This window comes from Pseudomonas putida (assembly GCF_003228315.1).
GTDB classification, from domain to species: Bacteria; Pseudomonadota; Gammaproteobacteria; order Pseudomonadales; family Pseudomonadaceae; genus Aquipseudomonas; species Aquipseudomonas putida_S.
Genome location: NZ_CP029693.1, coordinates 2,262,940 through 2,281,836, shown reverse-complemented (window position 1 = coordinate 2,281,836; position 18,897 = coordinate 2,262,940). Strand labels below are relative to the sequence as shown.

The following is an 18,897-nucleotide window of genomic DNA, read 5'->3' as shown; positions in this document are numbered from 1 at the left end:
AAAACTTCGCGTCCCGTTGGGACCGTGATCGAGCGGTGTGGGTTCGATCACGGACCTGGCGTTTGTGCGTTCCAGAAAGCTGACATCCTTGCACAGCCATGATGTGTTTCGCGATATGTTGAGGCCTTTCGAACAGGACAGCGGGGAGGCGCCATGGCGCGGATGTACGATGCACGGGGCAATATCTATATGGTCGCGGCGCCGGAAGAATTGCGCCAACAGGGCATCGCGTTACCCGATCAGGCCAGCGCTGCCGCTCAAAACCGCGAGGGCTGGGCGCTGGCTGCCATTGAAGCCTGCTGCTCGTGGGCACCGGGCACGCAACCGCCCGGCAGCAAGGAACATCGCAGCGATGGTCTGTTGGTCGGCCCGTTCCAGTCGTCGCCGCCCTTTGATCTGTTGATCGTCAACACCGACGGCACCCTGGCCGAGCGCAGTGGCAACGGCCTGACGATTTTCTCCCAGGCGCTGAGTGATCTGGGGCTTTTGACCGAGGATGAGGCCTGTGTGCTCAGGGTTCATCATGACAAGGCCGATGTGCCATCGCCGGGGGAAACCTCGGTGAAGGCGGCGCAGGTCGAGGGTGTGAACGGGTTCTGGCTCGACCTTGGTCGCCCTGGGTTCGGGCCGTCGGCGGTCAGCGCCGTGGGTGTTGAAACGGTGCTGATGAACGGTCGCGAACTCAGCCATGTGCAACCCTTGTCGGCACTCAATGACCTCTGGTCGCGCAGCCAGTTCGCCCGGGTGGGTAATCCCCATTGCGTGACGCTGGTCGATAGCATCGACGCGCTGCCGAGCAATGAGCAGATGCGCGAGCCGGTGTTGGGCGAAGGCTTGACCCGCATTGCCTATGCCATGCCGGCGGGGGCCGGCCGGCCGTGTCCGGCGGGGATCAATTTGCAATGGGCGACGCACGAAGCCGGGCAACGGGTGATTGCGCGGGTGTTTGAACGGGGTGAAGGTCCGACGGCTTCATCAGGAACCAGCGCCACCGCGGTGGCCTGTGCGGCGTGGCGGGTGGGCTGGGTGAAGGCCGGGGAGGTGAGGGTGGTGATGCCGGGTGGGACGGCGCCGGTTTTGTTGGAGGAAGAGCGGGGGGAATTGAGGCGGGTCAGCCTGTTTGGTACGGCTCGATTTGTCGAGTGATTTCGAAATAGCCTTCGCGAGCAGGCTCGCTCCCACAAGGGATCTGTGTACGGCACATCACCAATGTGGGAGCGAGCCTGCTCGCGAAGGGGCCAGTCCGGTCACTGCAGATTTCAGCTCAGACCACCGAACTCCACCACCGGCATCGTCCGCTTCATCAACACCTTGCCGCCACGAATCGAGTACAGCGGCAACCCCTGGCTGCGGATCACCTCGTAGTCACTCTCCGCCGACAGAATCAGCAGATTCGCCGGCCGACCCGCGACAAGGCCGTAACGATCACCCAGGGCCATGGCTTTGGCGCTGTTGTCGGTGACCAGGTCCAGCGCGCTTTGCAGGTTGCGATAGCCCAGCATATGGCAAATATGCAGGCCGGCTTCAAGGACCCGCAGGATGTTGCCGTTACCCAGCGGATACCACGGGTCGACGATCGAGTCCTGGCCAAAACACACGTTCATGCCCGCTTCGAGCAACTCGTTGACCCGGGTCACGCCCCGGCGTTTGGGGAAGTTGTCAAAGCGCCCTTGCAGGTGAATGCTTTCGGTGGGGCAGGAAACAAAACTGATGCCCGAATGCCCGAGCAGGCGGAACAGTTTTGCGCAGTAGGCGTTGTCGTAGGAGCCCATGGCCGTGGTGTGGCTGGCGGTGACCCGCGAACCCATGTCGCGGCTGCGCGCTTCCTCGGCCAGCACCTCGAGAAAGCGTGAGTGCGGGTCGTCGGTTTCATCGCAATGCACATCCACCAGGCAGCCGGTGCGCTCGGCCAGGTCCATCAGGAACTTCACCGAACTGACGCCCTGGTCGCGGGTGTACTCGAAATGCGGAATGCCGCCGACCACGTCCGCGCCCATGCGGATCGCCTCTTTCATCAACTCCCGGCCATTGCGGTAGGACTCGATACCTTCCTGGGGAAACGCGACGATTTGCATGTCGACCAGATGACGGCTTTCCTCGCGCACTTCGAGCATCGCCTTCAGGGCGGTCAACTGCGGGTCGGTCACATCGACGTGGGTGCGCACATGCTGGATGCCGTGGGCGGCGAGATTCTGGATGGTCTTCTTCGCCCTGTTTTTGGTGTCTTCCTCGGTGATGGTGACTTTGCGCTCGCCCCAGCATTCGATGCCCTCGAACAGGGTGCCGCTCATGTTCCAACGCGGCTCGCCGGCGGTCAGGGTGGCGTCGAGGTGAATGTGCGGCTCGACGAAGGGCGGCACCACCAGATTGCCACCGGCGTCCAGGTCATCAGGGCCCAGGGTCGGGGCTTCGGTTTGCCGGGTGATGTTGCGGATCAGGCCGTTTTCCAGGTGCAGCTCGTGCAGACCTTCCTGATTACGCAGCCGGGCGTTGATGATGAGCATCGGGAGGGTCCTTTTCAGAATGTGTATTCGATACCTCTAAGTTAGCTTGGCAGCGGCGGTCCTTGCCAGTGCGTCGTTCAAATGTAGGAGCGAGCCTGCTCGCGATGGCGGCATCACATCCAACATCTACTTGACTGTCCTGCCGCTATCGCGAGCAGGCTCGCTCCTACAGTGGGTTGGGTTTGGTCAGGGGGATTTGTGCAGGGGTAGAAACCGCAGCAACGCGGCGACGATGGCCTCTGGCGCATCCTCCTGAACCAGATGCCCGGCATTGGCGATAGCGTGGAATTGCGAACCGGGAATCATCCGGTGCAGCGCGCGTCCGCGTTCGATGGGGATCCACTGATCATCTTCGCCCCACAGGATCTGCACCGGGCAGCGAAGGGTCGGATACAGCGCTTCGACTTCGCGGGTATAGCGCTCGTCCATTTGCGCGATCTGCCGGTAGAACGCCGCTTGCCCCGGATCCCCCAGCCATGGCTGTACGTAGGGGGCGAGTTCGTCGTCGGGGATTGGTCGGTGGATCGCCCCGCGAATATAGGTCGGCACGATGGCCCGCTGGATGTAGTCGGGCAGGCCACTGAAAGCCGCTTCATGCTGGCGTACATGCTGCACGAACGGCGAGCCCCAGGGTGACAACGCGACCGGGTCGATCAGGGTCAGGCTGCGGTAGTTGCGGCCATTGAGCAGGTGCGAGCGCAGGACGGTAGCCCCGCCGAAGTCGTGGGCCACCACGTCAGGGCAGTCCAGGCCCCAGTGTTCCAGCAACTGCGCCAGCAGTTCGTTCTGCACGCCGAGGGAAACATCGCCATCGATTTTTTCCGACTGCCCGTAACCCAACAGATCGAAGTAATGCACGCGATGGGTGGTGATGAAATGCGGTGCGATGCGGTGCCAGACGTAGGAAGAGAAGGGCGTGCCGTGCACGAACACCAACGGCGGACCGTCGCCTCTTACGGCGAAGCGTACTGCGTGACCGTTGAAGCGATAAGTCTGAGGCAGCGACCAGTCAGCCATGGGCATGTCCTTTTGGCGATGGAAGCCAAAAAGCATAGGCATAAAAAAACAGCCTATGAAGGCTGTTCTTTTTTTACCTGACAAAACGCATTCCCCATGTAGGAGCAAAGCTTGCTCGCGATGGTGTGTCAGTTGCATTGCTGTCAACTGACACACCATCGCGAGCAAGCTTTGCTCCTACAGGGGAGCGGTGTGTTTATTCGCCGCGATAGATGCAACCGCTGGTGCAGGTCTCGTGAATGCGGATAGCGCTCAGTTCCGGCAGCAACGGTTTCATCTCGTTCCAGATGAACTTGGCCAGTACTTCGCTGGTCGGGTTTTCGAGGCCCGGAATGTCGTTCAGGTAGTTGTGGTCCAGACGCTCGTACAGCGGCTTGAAGATTGCCTTGATCTCGGAGAAGTCGCGGATCCAGCCGGTGTGCGGGTCGAGATCGCCACTCAGGTGAAGCGCCACCTTGAACGAGTGACCGTGCAGGCGGCCGCACTTGTGGCCGTCCGGAACGTGAGGCAGGCGGTGGGCGGATTCGAACGTAAATTCCTTGAAGATTTCCACAGTGTTTTCAGCTCTGTTGAGGTGGCGATCGCCGCGGCGACGCTGGGGCATTTTTGACTGGCGGCGAGTTTAACAGTTTGTCCTGACTAAAGGGTCAGCAAGCGTTCGCCGAGGCGACCGTTGGCGGCCAGTTCGAGAAATTCATCGCCCAGCCGGCGGCTTTCATCCATCGTCGTGCGCCAGTATTTCTGCCGGCTCGGGGCGTCGCCCATGAAGCGCTTGAAGTCGTTGCGGTCCGGCAGTTTGCCGTAGGGCAGGCGCGCCAGGTATTCCTTCGACGGCGCCAGCAGCAACACATTCTGCAGGCGCGCGGGGCAGGCGCGGCGCCAGGGCAGGGTTTTGTCGAACCAGCCCGGAATCACCCGGTCGGTGAAGTGCGGGTAGAGCACGATGTCGTTGCCGCTGTAAGGCAGATCGAGGTGATAGTCCAGCAGGCCGCCATCGCGGAAGGTGCCAGCACCGGCACCCGGCAGGTCGCGCACGCCTTCCATCACCATGGGGATCGAGCCCGAGGCGAGCAGGGCCTGGCGCAGGTTGCCGGCGTTCAGGGCGACGAAGCGCGAGGGAAAGTCGGTCAGCGCGTCGACCGGCGGCGCCAGGCGCGGGTCGTGGATGATCAGCCGCTCGAAGTGCCGCGACAGCCGGGCGCGACCGCGCAGGTTATCGGCGATCACCGACGACAGGCCCAGGCCCAGGCGGCCACGATGATCGTGCGCGAGCAGGCCGTGGCTTTTGACCACCATGATGTTCAGGCGGTAATGGGCGTTGGCGAGCAGGGCGGCGTCACGGCCATCGAGCAGGTCATCGAGCATGCGTCGCGAACTCTGGCTGATCTGCGCCATGGTCACGCCTTTGTCGAAGTTTTGTTCGGTATACAGCTTGCCCAAGCGCTGGATGCCCTCGGCGGCGTCCGGCAGACAGGCGCTGGCGAAGCGCCAGGAACCGACCGAGGCGCCAATCAGCGAGCGTTCCCGTGGCGCCGACGGCAGCCACTGGCCGAACAGCGCCAGGTCCAGCCCCTGGATTCCCAGCGCCTTGGGGCCACCGGCGGCACCGGGCAGCGTGCCGACGTCCGCGGCGCTCAGGCCTTGCTCACGGATGCGCGCAAAGGCCCGCGGGCCGGCCTTGAGGGTCAGGGAAGGGAATTTGATGTGGATGGCGGTCATTGCGGTCTCAGTGTCTGGCGAGCGGGGGATTATAAGCCGCACGGCCCCCTGTAGGAGCAAAGCTTGCTCGCGATAGGGGTGTATCAGTCATATGAATGTTGGAGGTAACAGGGATTGCAGTGTTTCCAATGATGGCCATTCAGTTTCAATTAAGTTGCGATCGCTAAGGTGGCGTCCACGGAAATAACCAGAAGTCCGGACTCTGCCCATGAAAATCCTGGCCACCCTGTTCATCGTGTTCACCCTTTTCGGCTTGACCGCCAACCTCGGCCACACCCGGGACCTGCGCTCCGACGAAGCCCGACCATTGGTCGAGGCTGGTACCATTGTGCCCATCGAGCGGGTCGAGGCGGTGGCTCTGGCCCGGCACCCGGGGTCGCGGATCACCGAAACCGAATTGAAAAAACGGTATGGGGTTTACCTGTACCGGATCGAGTTGACCGACCTGCAGGGTGTGGAGTGGGAGCTTGAGCTGGACGCGGCCGACGGGCTGTTGCGCAAGGATCATCAGGATAATTAATGAAATCGTTTTTGCTTCTTTCAACCGCCTGCACCCTGGCGCTTGTGACGTTCTGTCCGGTCACGCTGGCCCGCGACCTCGACCAGGACGAAGCCCTGCGCCTGCGCCAGCAGGGCGTGATCCTGCCGCTGGAACAAGTGCTGCATCACGCGCTGGACCGGTATCCGGGTGCCAGGCTGCTGGAAGTCGAGCTCGAAGAGAAACACGACGTCTACATTTATGAAGTCGAGTTGCTGACCACCGAAGGCGTGGTCCGTGAACTCGACCTCGATGCCGCCACCGGCCGGCTGCTCAAAGACAAGGAAGATTGACCGATGCGCTTGCTCCTGGTGGAAGACCACGTACCCCTGGCCGACGAATTGTTGGCCGGCCTCAATCGCCAGGGGTATGCCGTGGACTGGCTGGCCGACGGTCGCGACGCGGTGTATCAGGGCAGCAGCGAACCCTACGACCTGATCATCCTCGACCTCGGCCTGCCGGGGTTGCCGGGGCTTGAGGTGCTGGCGCAGTGGCGCGCCGGCGGGCTGGGGACGCCGGTGCTGATCCTGACGGCCCGCGATTCCTGGGCCGAGCGCATCGAAGGGCTCAAGGCCGGCGCCGACGATTACCTGGCCAAGCCGTTTCACCCCGAAGAACTGCACCTGCGCATTCAGGCGCTGTTGCGCCGTTCCCATGGCCAGGTCAACCAGCCCACCCTCCAGGCCGCCGGGCTGCACCTGGACGAGGGGCGCCAATGCGTGGTTCGCGATGGCGCGGACGTTCAGCTGACCGCCGCGGAATTTCGCCTGCTGCGCTATTTCATGCTGCACCCGCAGCAGATCCTCTCCAAAAGCCACCTCGCCGAGCACCTCTACGACGGCGAAACCGAGCGCGATTCCAACGTGCTGGAAGTCCACGTCAATCACCTGCGCCGCAAGCTGGGGCGCAGCGTGATCGAAACCCGTCGTGGCCAGGGTTACCTGTTCGGCGGGCAAGCCCAGTGAGGTCGATCCAGCGCCGTTTGAGCCTGGGCCTGATCAGCGTGATGGTGGTGGTCGGCCTGATCCTGGCGCAAACCAGCCTTTGGCTGTTCGAAATGGGCCTGCAACGCTACCTCGAAGCCGGGCTGCGCAACGACAGCGAAAACCTGCTGGTCGCACTGGTGCGCGGCCCCCAGGGCTTGCAGCTGGACGAGCGACACCTGGCGCCGGCTTATCAGCGACCGTTTTCCGGTCATTACTTCCGCATCGACTTTGCCGACAGCCATTGGCGCTCCCGCTCGTTGTGGGACCAGGAACTGCCGCAAATGGAGCGACCAGGGTTGCACAGCAACCTGCAATTGGGCCCAGAAGGCCAGCAATTGCTGGTGCTGCGTTCCGACTATCGACGCATGGGCCAGTCGATTTCCATCAGCGTGGCCCAGGACTACACCCCCGTGCGCGAGAGTTTCCAGCGCATGCGGCAGGTCGGCCTGGGGCTGGGACTGGCGGGGTTGTTGCTGATCCTGCTGCTGCAACGGCTCACCGTGCGGCGCGCCTTGCGCCCACTGGAAAAGGCCCGCGAACAGATCGCCCAGTTGCAACAGGGCCAGCGTTCGCAACTCGATGACCGGGTGCCGGTGGAACTGGAGCCGCTGGTGGCGCAGATCAACCATTTGCTGACCCACACCGAAGACAGCCTCAAGCGTTCGCGCAATGCCCTGGGCAACCTCGGCCACGCCCTGAAAACCCCGTTGGCGGTGCTGTTGAGCCTGGCTTCGAGCGAGCAGCTCGACGCGCATCCGCAGCTGCGCAAGATCCTCAAGGCACAACTGGAGCAAGTCCAGCAGCGGCTCAACCGCGAACTCAATCGCGCGCGGTTGTCCGGCGATGCGTTGCCGGGTGCGTTGTTTGACTGCGACGCCGAACTGCCGGGGTTGCTGGCGACCTTGAACATGATCCATGGCGACCACCTGGAGCTGAGCTATCGCTGCCCGGCCGGCCTGCAATTGCCGTGGGATCGTGAGGATTTGCTGGAACTGCTCGGCAACCTGCTGGACAACGCCTGCAAATGGGCGGATGCCGAAGTGCGCCTGAGCGTGATCGAGACCGCGCAAGGGTTCGAGCTGAGTGTCGAGGATGACGGGCCGGGTATTCCCGAAAATCGCCGCGATCAGGTATTCAGCCGTGGTACCCGGCTGGATGAGCAGACCGACGGGCATGGGCTGGGGTTGGGGATCGTGCGGGATATCGTCGATACCTGGGGCGGCACGCTGAGCTTGCAGGAGAGCGAGTGGGGCGGCTTGAAAGTACGGATCGAACTGCCGAAACGCACCTGATCCAACACCGCAACCCCTGTAGGAGCGAGCCTGCTCGCGATAGCGGTCTGACAGTCACATTGATTGTGAATGTGCCTCCGCCATCGCGAGCAGGCTCGCTCCTACAGTGGATAGTGCGTGTCTGCCTCAGGTGTGATGAATCTCCCGATCCTTGGTTTCCGGCATGAAGAAAATCCCCAGGATCGCCGTCATCACCGCAATCACGATCGGGTACCACAGCCCGTAATAGATATCCCCCGTGGCCGCGACCATGGCGAAGGCCACGGTCGGCAGGAAGCCGCCGAACCAGCCGTTGCCGATGTGGTAGGGCAGTGACATCGAGGTGTAGCGGATGCGCGCCGGGAACAGTTCCACCAGCCAGGCGGCGATCGGGCCGTAGACCATGGTCACGTAGATCACCAGGATCGTCAGGAACAACAACACCATCGGGTAGTTGGTCTTGGCCGGGTCGGCCTTCTCGGGGTAGCCGGCGTCCTTGAGGCCGGTGGCGAGGGTGGCGGTGAAGGCATCGTTCTTGGTCTTGAAGTCCGCCGCCGGCATGCCGGTGCCTTCGAAGCTTTCCACGACCTTGTCGCCGATACGCACCTGCGCCACGGTGCCGGGCTCGGCCTTCACGTTTTCATAGGGGATGGCGCGCTTGGCGAGGATGGTCTTGGCCAGGTCGCAGGAACTGGTGAATTTGGCCTTGCCCACCGGGTCGAACTGGAACGAGCACTGGCCGGGATCGGCAATCACCTTGACCGGATTCTTCTCCTGGGCGATGAACACGTCGGGGTTACCGTACTGGGTCAGCGCGTGGAAGATCGGGAAGTAGGTCAGCGCCGCGAGAATGCAGCCGGCCATGATGATCGGCTTGCGCCCGATGCGGTCGGACAGACTGCCGAAAATCACGAAGAACGGCGTGCCGATCAACAGCGAGCCGGCGATCAGCAGGTTGGCGGTCTGCGGGTCGATCTTCAGCGTCTGCAGCAGGAAAAACAGCGCGTAGAACTGCCCGGTGTACCACACCACCGCCTGACCGGCGGTGCCGCCGAGCAGGGCCATGATCACGATCTTGAGGTTGTCCCAGCGGGCGAAGGATTCAGTCAGCGGCGCCTTGGACGCCTTGCCTTCGGCCTTCATTTTCATGAACACCGGCGACTCGTTCAGTTGCAGGCGGATGTACACCGAGACAATCAGCAGCAGGATCGACAGCAGGAATGGAATCCGCCAGCCCCAGGCTTCGAAGGCCTCGGTGCCCAGCGCGGTACGGCAGGCGAGAATCACCAGCAGCGACAGAAACAGGCCAAGGGTCGCGGTGGTCTGGATCCACGAGGTGAAGTAACCCCGTTTGCCCTTGGGCGCATGTTCGGCCACATAGGTCGCCGCGCCGCCGTATTCGCCGCCCAGGGCCAAACCTTGCAGCAGGCGCAGGGTGATCAGGATGATCGGCGCCGCGACGCCAATGGTGGCGTATCCGGGCAAGAAGCCCACCACCGCCGTGGACACACCCATGATCACAATGGTGATGAGGAAGGTGTGCTTGCGTCCGATCATGTCGCCCAGGCGGCCGAACACGATGGCGCCGAAGGGTCGCACGGCGAAGCCGGCGGCGAACGCGAGCAGGGCGAAGATGAAGGAGGTGGTTTCGTTGACGCCGGCGAAGAAGTGCTTGGCAATGATCGCGGCGAGGGAGCCGTACAGATAGAAGTCGTACCATTCGAACACGGTGCCCAGGGAGGACGCGAAAATCACCTTTCGCTCGTCCCGGGTGACCCCGTGGTTGGGCGCGCTGCCCATGGTAGTGCCGCTGATTGTCGCCATGAGATTTCTCCGTTTTTCTTGTTTTCGGCCGGAGCACCTCTCAATTGTTGCCGCACTCTGGCCCTGGGGACTGCGCGAAGCCTGGACACAAGCTGACGGCCTCGCATCGCTGCAAGGTCTCTGAAAGCATAATCGGCTTTGGACAGATATCCACTCGCCATCATGGCGATGGCGAACACCGGCATTATTGGTGACACACAACCTGTGGGAGCAAAGCTTGCTCGCGATTACGTGCGGACATCCAACATTGATGTCGACTGGTACACCGCTATCGCGAGCAAGCTTTGCTCCTACAGGGGATGGGTGTCAGGTGGCGGGAAGGGCTTACACCCGAAACTGATCCATCAAACTCTGCTGCTGGTTCGCCAGGCTATTGAGCGACTGGCTCACCCGCGCCGATTCATGGGCCTGACCCGACAGCGACTCGGTCACATCGCGGATGGTCGCCACGTTGTTGTTGATCTCCTCGGCCACCGCGCTCTGTTCTTCGGCGGCGCTGGCGATCTGCAGGTTCATGTCGCTGATCACCGTCACCGCCTCGCCGATCTGGCGCAGGGCGGTCACGGCCTGGCCGACCTGCTCGACGCTGCCCTGGGCCTGGCGATGGCTGTTGCCCATCGACCCCACCACGTCCTGAGTGCCGCTTTGCAGTTGTTCGATCACCAGCCGGGTTTCCTCCACCGATTCCTGGGTGCGCCGCGCCAGGTTGCGCACCTCATCGGCCACCACGGCAAAACCGCGCCCGGCCTCGCCGGCACGGGCTGCTTCGATGGCGGCGTTGAGGGCCAGCAGGTTGGTCTGTTCGGCGATGGCGCGGATCACTTCCAGCACCGAACCGATTTTCTCGCTGTTGGCGGCCAGGCCTTCGACCTGGGTCATCGCCGCGCTCATGTCGGCGGCCAGGTTATCGATGCTGGTGGTGGTACGGTCGATCACGGTCAGGCCCTGACGGGTCGCCTGATCGGCATCCCGCGCGGCCTGTGCCGCTTGCGCTGCGCTGCGGGCGACGTCCTGGGCGGTGGCGCTCATTTCATGGGAAGCGGTGGCCACCTGATCCACCTGACGATACTGCTGTTCCATGCCGGCGCTGGTCTGGGTGGCGATGGCGGAAGACTGGTCGGCGGTGCTGCGGGCGTCCTGCACCGAGCGTTTGACCTCGGCGATGATCGGTTGCAGCTTGTCGAGGAAACGGTTGAACCAGCCGGCCAGTTGGCCCAGTTCATCCCGTTTGTCATAGGCCAGGCGGCGGGTCAGGTCACCTTCGCCGCTGGCAATGTCTTCGAGCATATGCGCCACGCCCAGAATCGGCTTGGTCACGCTGCGCGCCATCAGCCACACCAGCAGCAGGCCGATCAACGCGGCCAGCACGCCGAGGCCGAGTTCGGTCAGGGAGCCCGCGGTGTTGCTTTCATCCAGTTGTTTTTTCAACGCTTCGGCGGGGCCGACAAGGACTTTCTCCGGCACGTCGAGCAGCACGCCCCAGGCCTTGCCGCCGGGAATCGGCTGGAATGGCGCGAGCACCTTGAGCTGCTGGTCGCTGTGCAGGCTGGTGGTCTGGCTGATGCTGGCGAGCATGCGCATCAGCTCCGCACCGGAGCGACTGTCTACCGCTTCCAGGCGCTGGCTGAGCTTGCCGGCATCCGGGCTGTAGCCGGCGAGCAGGCCGGCGGGGCTGACGATGCTGACGCTGGACTGGCCGTCGTAGAGCCTCTTGCTGGCGCTCTGGCTGAGCGCTTGCAGGCTGTTGAGGTTGATGTCCACCGACAGTGACGCGATGACCTTGCCGTTGACCATCAGCGGGAAAACGATGCTGGTCATCAACACGTTCTGGCCGTCGATCACATAGAAGTACGGCTCGATCACACAGGGCTTGAGGGTGGCGCGCGGGCAGGTGAACCAGGCGTTGGCCGCTTCGCCACTGGGGCCGGTGCTGGTGTCGGCGATGTCTTTCTCCGGCAGCGGCATGGCGGTCAGCTTGCCCGGCGTCGGTTGCGACCAGTACAGGGCGAAGCGGCCCTTTTCATTGCTGCCGATCTCGCTCTGGCCGGCGAACAGTTCGTCCTTGCCGTCCAGCGCGTTGGGTTCGAACACCAGGGACAGGCCGAGCAGTTCCGGGTTGGCCTGCAATGCCGAGCGGACCTGACGGGTCAGGTCTTCGCGCAGGTCGAAGGCGTCGAGAAAGCGTTTTTCGGCCTGATCGCGCAGGAACAGCACCTGCCGGGAAAAGCCATGGCCGTATTGATAGGCATCCATGAACTGCTGGCGAATGTTCAGCGCCTGGTTTTCGCCCTGGGACTCGATCCGCGCCTGGGCCGCTTCCGTCAGCATTTCCATGCTCGAGGCTTTCACCAGCGCAGAGCTGTGCTCCATGCGATACAGCGAAAGCCCCACCAGCAAGGTCACGATACCCGCCAGGCAAAGGCCGGCCAGCAGGGTGATTTTCCATTGGATGGAAAGTTGTCTGAGCGACATGGAAACGTCCTTATTCGATAAATATCTGGGGCTTTGCACTGTAGCGGCCGGGACCAGGCTTTCTTAAGGGTTGAACCGCTTTTTGTGGGAGCAAGGCTTGCCCGCGATGGCGTCCTCGAAATCGCCATCGCGGGCAAGCCTTGCTCCCACAGAAAAACGGCGATCATATGCAGTTACATATCCACAAGGCCCGCGCGCTTTGACACGGGGGTGACTCTGCGGCACAGTGCGCGCCCTCTAATAAAACCCATTCCTTAATCCGCTGGCGGCGCTTCGCAGACTGCCGGACGGAGTCTTTTCGTTTGTCTTGAGGTAATGAAATGAATGCAGTGATTGCCGCGGTCGGCATCATGCTGATCCTCAGCCTGTCCCGCGTGCACGTGGTCATCGCGCTGATCGTCGGCGCGCTGGTGGGCGGGTTGACCGGTGGCCTGGGCATCGAGGCGACGCTCAAGGCCTTCAACAACGGCCTGGGTGGCGGGGCCACGGTGGCGTTGTCCTACGCGTTGCTCGGTGCTTTCGCCGTGGCCATTGCCAAGTCCGGCCTGGCCCACGCTCTGGCGGACAAGGCGCTGGCACTGGTGGATCGCCAGCACGCCACGGGTGGCGGTTCGGTCAAATGGCTGCTGATCGGCCTGCTGTGGGTGGTGGCCATCGCTTCGCAGAACATCCTGCCGATACATATCGCCTTTATACCGCTGCTGGTGCCGCCGCTTTTATATGTGCTGACCCGCTTGCAACTGGACCGCCGGCTGATCGCCTGTGTGATCACCTTCGGCCTGATCACCCCGTACATGTTCCTGCCGGTGGGCTTCGGCAACATCTTCCTCAATGAAATCCTGCTGGCCAACGTCGCTCGCAGCGGTGTGGACGTCAGCGGCATCAACGTCACCCACGCCATGGGCATCCCGGCGCTGGGCATGCTGGTGGGGCTTGGGGTGGCATTCATCAGCTACCGCAAGAGGCGCGTCTATGACCTGGCGAAGATCGAGCAGGTCGAACAGGTCGCCGTGCAATACAACCCGTTGAGCCTGATGGTGGCGCTTCTCGCCATCGCGGCGGCGTTCATCATCCAGTTGCTGCTGGACTCGATGATCATCGGCGCGCTGGCCGGTTTCCTGATCTTTTCGCTGTCGGGCATCGTCAAGTGGCGTGACACCGACGACTTGTTCACCGAAGGCATGAAGATGATGGCGATGATCGGCTTCATCATGATCGCCGCTTCCGGGTTCGGCGAAGTGATCAAGGCCACCGGGGAAGTGCAGACGCTGGTCGAAGCCTCTGCCGCATGGATTGACCACAGTAAGGCCATCGGCGCGCTGATGATGTTGCTGGTGGGGCTGCTGGTGACCATGGGCATCGGTTCGTCATTTTCCACGGTGCCGATCCTGGCGGTGATTTTCGTGCCGCTGTGCGTGCAACTGGGCTTCAGCCCGCTCGCCATCGTGTGCATCGTCGGCACTGCCGGCGCCCTGGGCGACGCGGGCTCACCCGCCTCGGACTCGACCCTGGGCCCGACCTCCGGCCTGAACATCGACGGCCAGCATCACCACATCTGGGACACCGTGGTGCCGACGTTCCTGCACTACAACCTGCCGTTGCTCGCTTTTGGCTGGATTGCCGCGATGGTTTTGTAATCCCGGTTTGATCGTTCCCACGCTCCGCGTGGGAACGCCTCCTGTGACGCTCTGCGTCACGCTTTGGGACGCGGAACGTCCCCGGCTGCATTCCCACGCAGAGCGTGGGAACGATCAAATCAAAAGATCGCAGCCTTCGGCAGCTCCTACACCAACCCTGTAGAAGCTGCCGAAGGCTGCGATCTTTTTTTGGGTGTTCAACTTTTGACCTGACGTGCCGTTAAAGCCTTTACCCACGCCAATAAAATCAAAAGAGTGAACGTCATGCGCATGAGCCTGAAGGCCAAAGTCCTGTCCCTTGCCGTCCTCCCGGTGCTGCTCTTTGCGCTGGTCATCAGCCTGACCACCCTGTTCATCCTGCAAGGCCAGGCCCGCCACGAGGTCGAGCAGACCCGCGAGCGCCTGCTCAGCGATGCCAAGGCCACCCTGCAAAGCTACGTGGCCGTGGCGATGACCACCATCAAGCCGCTGTACGACGCCGCTGCCCAGGGCGACAACACCGCGCGGGCCCAGGCGATCAAGCTGCTGTCGAACATCAAGTACGGCAAGGAAGGCTACTTCTTCGGCTACGACTCCGAGACCGTGCGCCTGTTCAAGGCCAACGACCCGGAGGGCGTGGGCAAGAGCTTCAAGGACAATCGCGACCCGAACGGCGTCTACGTCAACCGTGACCTGGTGAAAGTCGCCAAGGACGGCACCCACTACCTGCAATACAGCTCGCCGCTGCCGGGCAATGCGCAGGTGCTGGTGCCGAAACTCGGCTACACCGAATACCTGGCGAAGTGGGACATGGCGGTCGGCACCTCGGTCAATCTGGACGGCATCGAGGCGCAAGTGGCCGCCGTCCAGGCCCAGGTGCAGCAACGCATGCAGGGCGTGGTGCTGAGCATCGTCGGCGTGGCGCTGGTGGTGCTGTTGTTAATCGCGGCGGCGGGGATGTTGCTGGCCAACACCATCCTGCGTCCGCTGAACCTGATGAAAGCCAACCTCGACGACATCGCGGCGGGCGAGGGCGACCTGACCCGTCGCCTGACCATCACCAGCCAGGATGAACTGGGCGAACTGGCAGGTTCCTTCAACCGCTTCGTCGACAAGATCCACGGCCTGGTGCGCCAGATCAGCGAAATGACCACCCAACTGACGTCTCTGGTGCGTCAGGTCTCCGACCAGGCCCAGCGTTCGGACCAGGCCATGGAGCGTCAGCGCCACGAAACCGATCAGGTCGCCACGGCGATCAATGAAATGTCCGCCGCCGCCCAGGAAGTGGCCAAGAGCGCGCAAAACGCGGCGGTCGCCGCCCAGCAGACCGATGAAGAAGGTCAGGCCGCCAAGCGCGTGGTGGCCGGCAGCATCGAGAAGATTCATGCGTTGGTGGACGACATTCGCAGCAGCGGTGTATCGCTGGACAGCCTGCAAAAGGACGTGTCGTCGATTGTCAGCGTGCTCGGGGTGATTCGTTCGATTGCCGAGCAGACCAACCTGTTGGCCCTCAATGCCGCGATCGAAGCGGCCCGCGCCGGTGAGGCCGGGCGTGGTTTTGCGGTGGTGGCCGATGAAGTGCGGGCGCTGGCCAGCCGCACGCAAATCAGCACCCAGGAAATCCAGGGCATGATCGACCGCCTGCAGGCGGGCACCCGGTCGGCGGTGGAAGCCATGCGCCGTTCCAGCGAAGCCGGCGACGGCACCTCGGCCCAGGCCAACGAAGCCGGCGCTTCGCTCGACACCATGGCGCAACTGATCGCCACCATCAATTCGATGAACGCCCAGATCGCCAGCGCCGCCGAAGAACAGACCGCCGTGGCCGAAGAGATCAACCGCAGCGTGCATCAGATTGCGGTGGCGGTGGACAACGTGGCCGATGAGACCCAGCAGGGCGCGCAAACTTCGCGCAGTCTGGCGGATCTTGGGCAGCGATTGGGCGGGCTGGTGGGTCAATTCCGTATCTAAGCCGCCCCTGTAGGAGCAAAGCTTGCTCGCGATGACGTACTGACATCCAACATTGATGTCGACTGACACACCGCCATCGCGAGCAAGCTTTGCTCCTACAGATATCGTTAGGGTGTCATTGCCTGTCCCAATAAGGCACCTCGCCAAAACACTCCATAAAGAAATCAATCACCGTCCTCACCTTCACCGATAGACGCCGGCTGCCCGGCCAGAGCACGGTGATCTGCTGCGGCTCAAAGCTGTTGGACACCTGAAAATCTCCGAGCACCGGCACCAGCGTGCCGCTGCGCACCGATTCGCCAATCAGCCATGACGGAAACATCACCAGCCCCAGGCCCTGTTCGGCGGCCTGGGTCAGGGTATCGGCGTGGTTGCCGGTAATCGGACCTTTCACCGAATACGGCGTCCACGGCTGCCGGCCTTGGCGGAAGTACCAGCGTTGCAGGCCGGTCACGCCCTTGTAGGCCAGGCAGTCATGGGCCGCCAGGTCATCTGGATGCTGCGGTACGCCACGCCGTTCAAGGTAGGCAGGGCTCGCCGCCACCTGAAAGCGATGGGGCGCGAGGATCCGTGCCTGCATGCTCGAATCGGGCAGCGGACCGATGCGAAACAGCAGGTCCGCGCCTTCCTGCAGCGGGTCGATGTAGCTGTCGGTCTGCTGGATATCCAGTTGCAGCTTCGGGTAGCGCGCGCACAACTTCCCCAGCCAGGGTGTCAGGTGCCGTTGGCCGAACACCACCGGCGCGTTGATCCGCACCAGGCCACTGGGTTCGCTTTGCTGTTCCTGCAAGGCCTGTTCGGCTTCTTCCAGTTGCACCAGCACCAATCGGGCGTGATGCCCGAGCATGCGCCCGGCTTCGGTGGGGGTGACGGCGCGGGTGTGGCGGTAGAGCAATTGCTGGCTCAGGGCCTGTTCCATCAACTGGATCTGACGCGAGATCGAAGAGGGCGCCAGCCCTTCGCGGCGGGCGACTTCGGAAAAACTGCCGTGGTCGAGCACCGCGACAAACAGGCGAAGCGCCTTGAATCCCAGTTCGTTGAGGCCGTGCATGGTGAGTCCTGCTGTGCGAGTTACGCAAAAGTGTTGTCAGGATGATCCCGTTTATCGCAAAGGAGCGCCACCGGATAATGCCCCCACCCGCCTTGTAGGAGCAAAGCTTGCTCGCGATGACGGTGTGTCTGACACAGACGATGGCGCCTGATACACCGCCATCGCGAGCAAGCTTTGCTCCTACAAGTGAGGGTGTTTTTTATCTGATATTGGGCAGGTATTCCTCTATGCAATCTTCTTCAATCGAAATCGCCGCGACCCAACCGGGCCAGCGGCTGTTACTGCTGCCGCTGGTGATCCTGGCGGGCATGGGCCTTTCCGTGGAGGCCGGGTTGCTCGGTCCGCTGGGTGTGCAGGTCGGGCATCTGTGGGCGACCTTGAGCATCTTCGGCGTGGGCTCGGCGATCCTGTTTCTGCTGTTGCTGTTCAGCGGCCCGCAACGGGGACCGGCCTTGAGCGAGTTGCCGCGCTGGCAACTGATCGGCGGGTTTCTCGGGCCGATCTATGTGGTGGTGCTGACACTGGCCACACCGCACATCGGCATTGCCATGACCATGATCGCGATCCTCTCGGGGCAGGTCGGCAAAAGTGTGCTGATCGACCATTTCGGCTGGTTCGGCGCGACCCGCAAGAAGGTCAACGCTGAACGCTGGCTGGCCTTGCTGCTGATTGTCGCGGCACTTGTTCTGATCGCCCGGGGGTAATGATGAGCCTGATTATTTTGTTGGCAGTGGTGGTGGCCGCCGGTGCGGTGCTGAGTGTGCAGGCGGCGATCAACGGGCGCCTGGGGGAAACGGTCGGTGTATTGCGCAGCAGTTTGCTGACGTTCGTGGTGGGGGCGGTGAGCACCGGGTTGCTGATCCTGTTTTTCGAACCGGCCCATGCGCTCAGTCTGCTGGACGTGCCGAAATGGCAACTCAGCGGTGCGCTGTTTGGCGTCGTCTACATGATGGTGATGGTCGGCGCGGTGCCGCGTGTCGGGACGGCGGTGGCGACCGTGGCGGTGATTGTCGGGCAGTTGGGGATGGGCATGCTGATCGACAATTTCGGCTGGCTGGGCAATCCGGCGATCGAGTTGTCAGGGAGTCGGGTGGTGGCGATGGTGCTACTGGGGTTGGCGTTGGTGTTCATGTATCGCAGCAGCTCCCGTCAGGCCTGATATACCCGATCACCTGTAGGAGCAAAGCTTGCTCGCGATGGCGATGTATCAGTCGACATCAGTGTCGGATGTCAGTACGTCATCGCGAGCAAGCTTTGCTCCTACAATGGTTAAACGGGTTGTTTGTTCTGCCCCGACGACCACCACGAAAGGAGTCAGCGTCATGACCGATGACCGTAAATGCGACTGTCCCAAATGCAACTGCAAGCTCGGCGAGCATCCGGTTGTGCGTCACGGCAAGCACTACTGCTGTGAAGCCTGCGCCAAGCACCATGAGCACGGTGAAGAGTGTGCCCATCAGGGCTGCAAGTGCGCCCACTGACCGGGCTTGAACCCTGTAACCCTGTAGGAACTGCCGAGTGCAACGAGGCTGCGATCTTTCAAAATCAAAAGATCGCAGCCTCGTTGCACTCGACAGCTCCTACAGGGTTGAAGTCAGTTCAATTTGCCGGCCGCCATTTGACGTTTTCCACGCCGAACTTCTCTGCCACCGGCTTGCTGGTCTTTTGCACCTTCTCCCGGCCGAAGCGCGGGATCCGGCCGATGCCCGCGTCGCAGCTTGCCCAATGCCAGGCCTCGGCGTTGTCCATCTTGTCCAGTCGAATGATGAACGACTTGGGTTCGCCATGGAGGGTGTACTCGATGACGAAGAGTTTTGCGTTGTTCATATGGCCCCTGATCCTCCCTGTTGTACATAAACGGATCCCATGCCCTGGCAAAAATTCATTCGGATTGTCAGGCGGATCCGATCACTGGCAGTGGATGTAACCAC

Annotated in this window: 17 protein-coding genes and 2 pseudogenes; 10 read left to right on the top strand and 9 right to left on the bottom strand. The window is 62.3% G+C overall.

All coding sequences use genetic code 11. The features are described from left to right. The first annotated feature begins 153 nt into the window (after positions 1 to 153). Positions 154 to 1,146, top strand: a complete 993-nt coding sequence (locus DKY63_RS10370; RefSeq protein ID WP_110964001.1) for a diaminopimelate epimerase — start codon at positions 154 to 156, stop codon at positions 1,144 to 1,146. Between the two features lie 113 nt (positions 1,147 to 1,259). Here the strand turns inward: DKY63_RS10370 and codA are convergent, their stop codons facing one another. The 4 genes from codA to DKY63_RS10350 form a co-directional block, all read right to left on the bottom strand. Further along, positions 1,260 to 2,504 carry a cytosine deaminase gene (gene codA / locus DKY63_RS10365; RefSeq protein WP_110964000.1) on the bottom strand — a complete coding sequence of 415 codons (1,245 nt, stop codon included), beginning with the start codon at positions 2,502 to 2,504 and terminating at the stop codon, positions 1,260 to 1,262. Between the two features lie 186 nt (positions 2,505 to 2,690). Next, positions 2,691 to 3,521 (bottom strand): alpha/beta fold hydrolase, encoded by an 831-nt coding sequence (locus DKY63_RS10360; RefSeq protein WP_110963999.1) that lies wholly within the window; start codon positions 3,519 to 3,521, stop codon positions 2,691 to 2,693. Positions 3,522 to 3,717: 196 nt separating this feature from the next. Then, positions 3,718 to 4,074 (bottom strand): 6-carboxytetrahydropterin synthase QueD, encoded by a 357-nt coding sequence (gene queD / locus DKY63_RS10355; protein WP_007915588.1) that lies wholly within the window; start codon positions 4,072 to 4,074, stop codon positions 3,718 to 3,720. 86 nt (positions 4,075 to 4,160) lie between these two features. Further along, positions 4,161 to 5,240 (bottom strand): patatin-like phospholipase family protein, encoded by a 1,080-nt coding sequence (locus DKY63_RS10350; RefSeq protein WP_110963997.1) that lies wholly within the window; start codon positions 5,238 to 5,240, stop codon positions 4,161 to 4,163. A gap of 208 nt (positions 5,241 to 5,448) precedes the next feature. On the opposite strand from DKY63_RS10350, the gene DKY63_RS10345 reads away from it, so the two are divergent. From DKY63_RS10345 to DKY63_RS10330, 4 genes are read left to right on the top strand one after another with little or no spacing between them, the layout of a single operon-like run. Beyond that, positions 5,449 to 5,760 carry a PepSY domain-containing protein gene (locus DKY63_RS10345; RefSeq protein WP_110963996.1) on the top strand — a complete coding sequence of 104 codons (312 nt, stop codon included), beginning with the start codon at positions 5,449 to 5,451 and terminating at the stop codon, positions 5,758 to 5,760. Further along, the gene (locus DKY63_RS10340) at positions 5,760 to 6,071 is read left to right on the top strand and encodes a PepSY domain-containing protein (protein ID WP_110963995.1); all 312 of its coding nucleotides are present in this window, start codon (positions 5,760 to 5,762) and stop codon (positions 6,069 to 6,071) included. The genes DKY63_RS10345 and DKY63_RS10340 overlap by 1 nt, the downstream gene beginning before the upstream one ends. Before the next feature lie 3 nt (positions 6,072 to 6,074). Continuing rightward, positions 6,075 to 6,743 (top strand): response regulator transcription factor, encoded by a 669-nt coding sequence (locus DKY63_RS10335; protein WP_110963994.1) that lies wholly within the window; start codon positions 6,075 to 6,077, stop codon positions 6,741 to 6,743. Next, a complete protein-coding gene (locus DKY63_RS10330) occupies positions 6,740 to 8,056 on the top strand; it encodes a sensor histidine kinase (protein ID WP_110963993.1) in 1,317 nt (438 codons plus the stop codon). Before DKY63_RS10335 ends, DKY63_RS10330 begins: the two co-directional genes overlap by 4 nt. A gap of 126 nt (positions 8,057 to 8,182) precedes the next feature. Here the strand turns inward: DKY63_RS10330 and DKY63_RS10325 are convergent, their stop codons facing one another. The 3 genes and pseudogenes from DKY63_RS10325 to DKY63_RS33055 all read right to left on the bottom strand — a co-directional run. Continuing rightward, positions 8,183 to 9,859 carry an MFS transporter gene (locus DKY63_RS10325; protein ID WP_110963992.1) on the bottom strand — a complete coding sequence of 559 codons (1,677 nt, stop codon included), beginning with the start codon at positions 9,857 to 9,859 and terminating at the stop codon, positions 8,183 to 8,185. A 324-nt stretch (positions 9,860 to 10,183) separates the two neighbouring features. After that, positions 10,184 to 10,696: pseudogene (locus tag DKY63_RS33060) on the bottom strand (methyl-accepting chemotaxis protein); the annotation flags it as partial. A gap of 345 nt (positions 10,697 to 11,041) precedes the next feature. Further along, positions 11,042 to 12,112 (bottom strand): annotated as a pseudogene (locus DKY63_RS33055) (HAMP domain-containing protein); the annotation flags it as partial. Between the two features lie 539 nt (positions 12,113 to 12,651). Here DKY63_RS33055 and DKY63_RS10315 point away from each other — a divergent pair. Both DKY63_RS10315 and DKY63_RS10305 read left to right on the top strand, forming a co-directional pair. Then, the gene (locus tag DKY63_RS10315) at positions 12,652 to 13,968 is read left to right on the top strand and encodes a Na+/H+ antiporter family protein (protein WP_110963990.1); all 1,317 of its coding nucleotides are present in this window, start codon (positions 12,652 to 12,654) and stop codon (positions 13,966 to 13,968) included. A gap of 264 nt (positions 13,969 to 14,232) precedes the next feature. Beyond that, positions 14,233 to 15,915, top strand: coding sequence for a methyl-accepting chemotaxis protein (locus tag DKY63_RS10305; protein WP_110963988.1), 1,683 nt, complete (start codon positions 14,233 to 14,235; stop codon positions 15,913 to 15,915). A 115-nt stretch (positions 15,916 to 16,030) separates the two neighbouring features. On the opposite strand, the gene DKY63_RS10300 is transcribed toward DKY63_RS10305, so the two are convergent. After that, positions 16,031 to 16,966 carry a LysR family transcriptional regulator gene (locus tag DKY63_RS10300; RefSeq protein WP_110963987.1) on the bottom strand — a complete coding sequence of 312 codons (936 nt, stop codon included), beginning with the start codon at positions 16,964 to 16,966 and terminating at the stop codon, positions 16,031 to 16,033. A gap of 227 nt (positions 16,967 to 17,193) precedes the next feature. On the opposite strand from DKY63_RS10300, the gene DKY63_RS10295 reads away from it, so the two are divergent. The 3 genes from DKY63_RS10295 (at position 17,194) to DKY63_RS10285 (ending at position 18,447) form a co-directional block, all read left to right on the top strand. Next, positions 17,194 to 17,670, top strand: coding sequence for a DMT family transporter (locus DKY63_RS10295; RefSeq protein ID WP_110963986.1), 477 nt, complete (start codon positions 17,194 to 17,196; stop codon positions 17,668 to 17,670). Then, positions 17,670 to 18,125 carry a DMT family transporter gene (locus DKY63_RS10290; RefSeq protein ID WP_204354319.1) on the top strand — a complete coding sequence of 152 codons (456 nt, stop codon included), beginning with the start codon at positions 17,670 to 17,672 and terminating at the stop codon, positions 18,123 to 18,125. Before DKY63_RS10295 ends, DKY63_RS10290 begins: the two co-directional genes overlap by 1 nt. A 163-nt stretch (positions 18,126 to 18,288) precedes the next feature. After that, positions 18,289 to 18,447: a metallothionein gene (locus DKY63_RS10285; protein ID WP_110963984.1), complete on the top strand. Its 159-nt coding sequence runs from the start codon at positions 18,289 to 18,291 to the stop codon at positions 18,445 to 18,447. Between the two features lie 118 nt (positions 18,448 to 18,565). Here DKY63_RS10285 and DKY63_RS10280 read toward each other — a convergent pair whose 3' ends face one another. Continuing rightward, positions 18,566 to 18,793 carry a DUF6555 family protein gene (locus DKY63_RS10280; protein WP_110963983.1) on the bottom strand — a complete coding sequence of 76 codons (228 nt, stop codon included), beginning with the start codon at positions 18,791 to 18,793 and terminating at the stop codon, positions 18,566 to 18,568. Between the last annotated feature and the right edge of the window lie 104 nt (positions 18,794 to 18,897).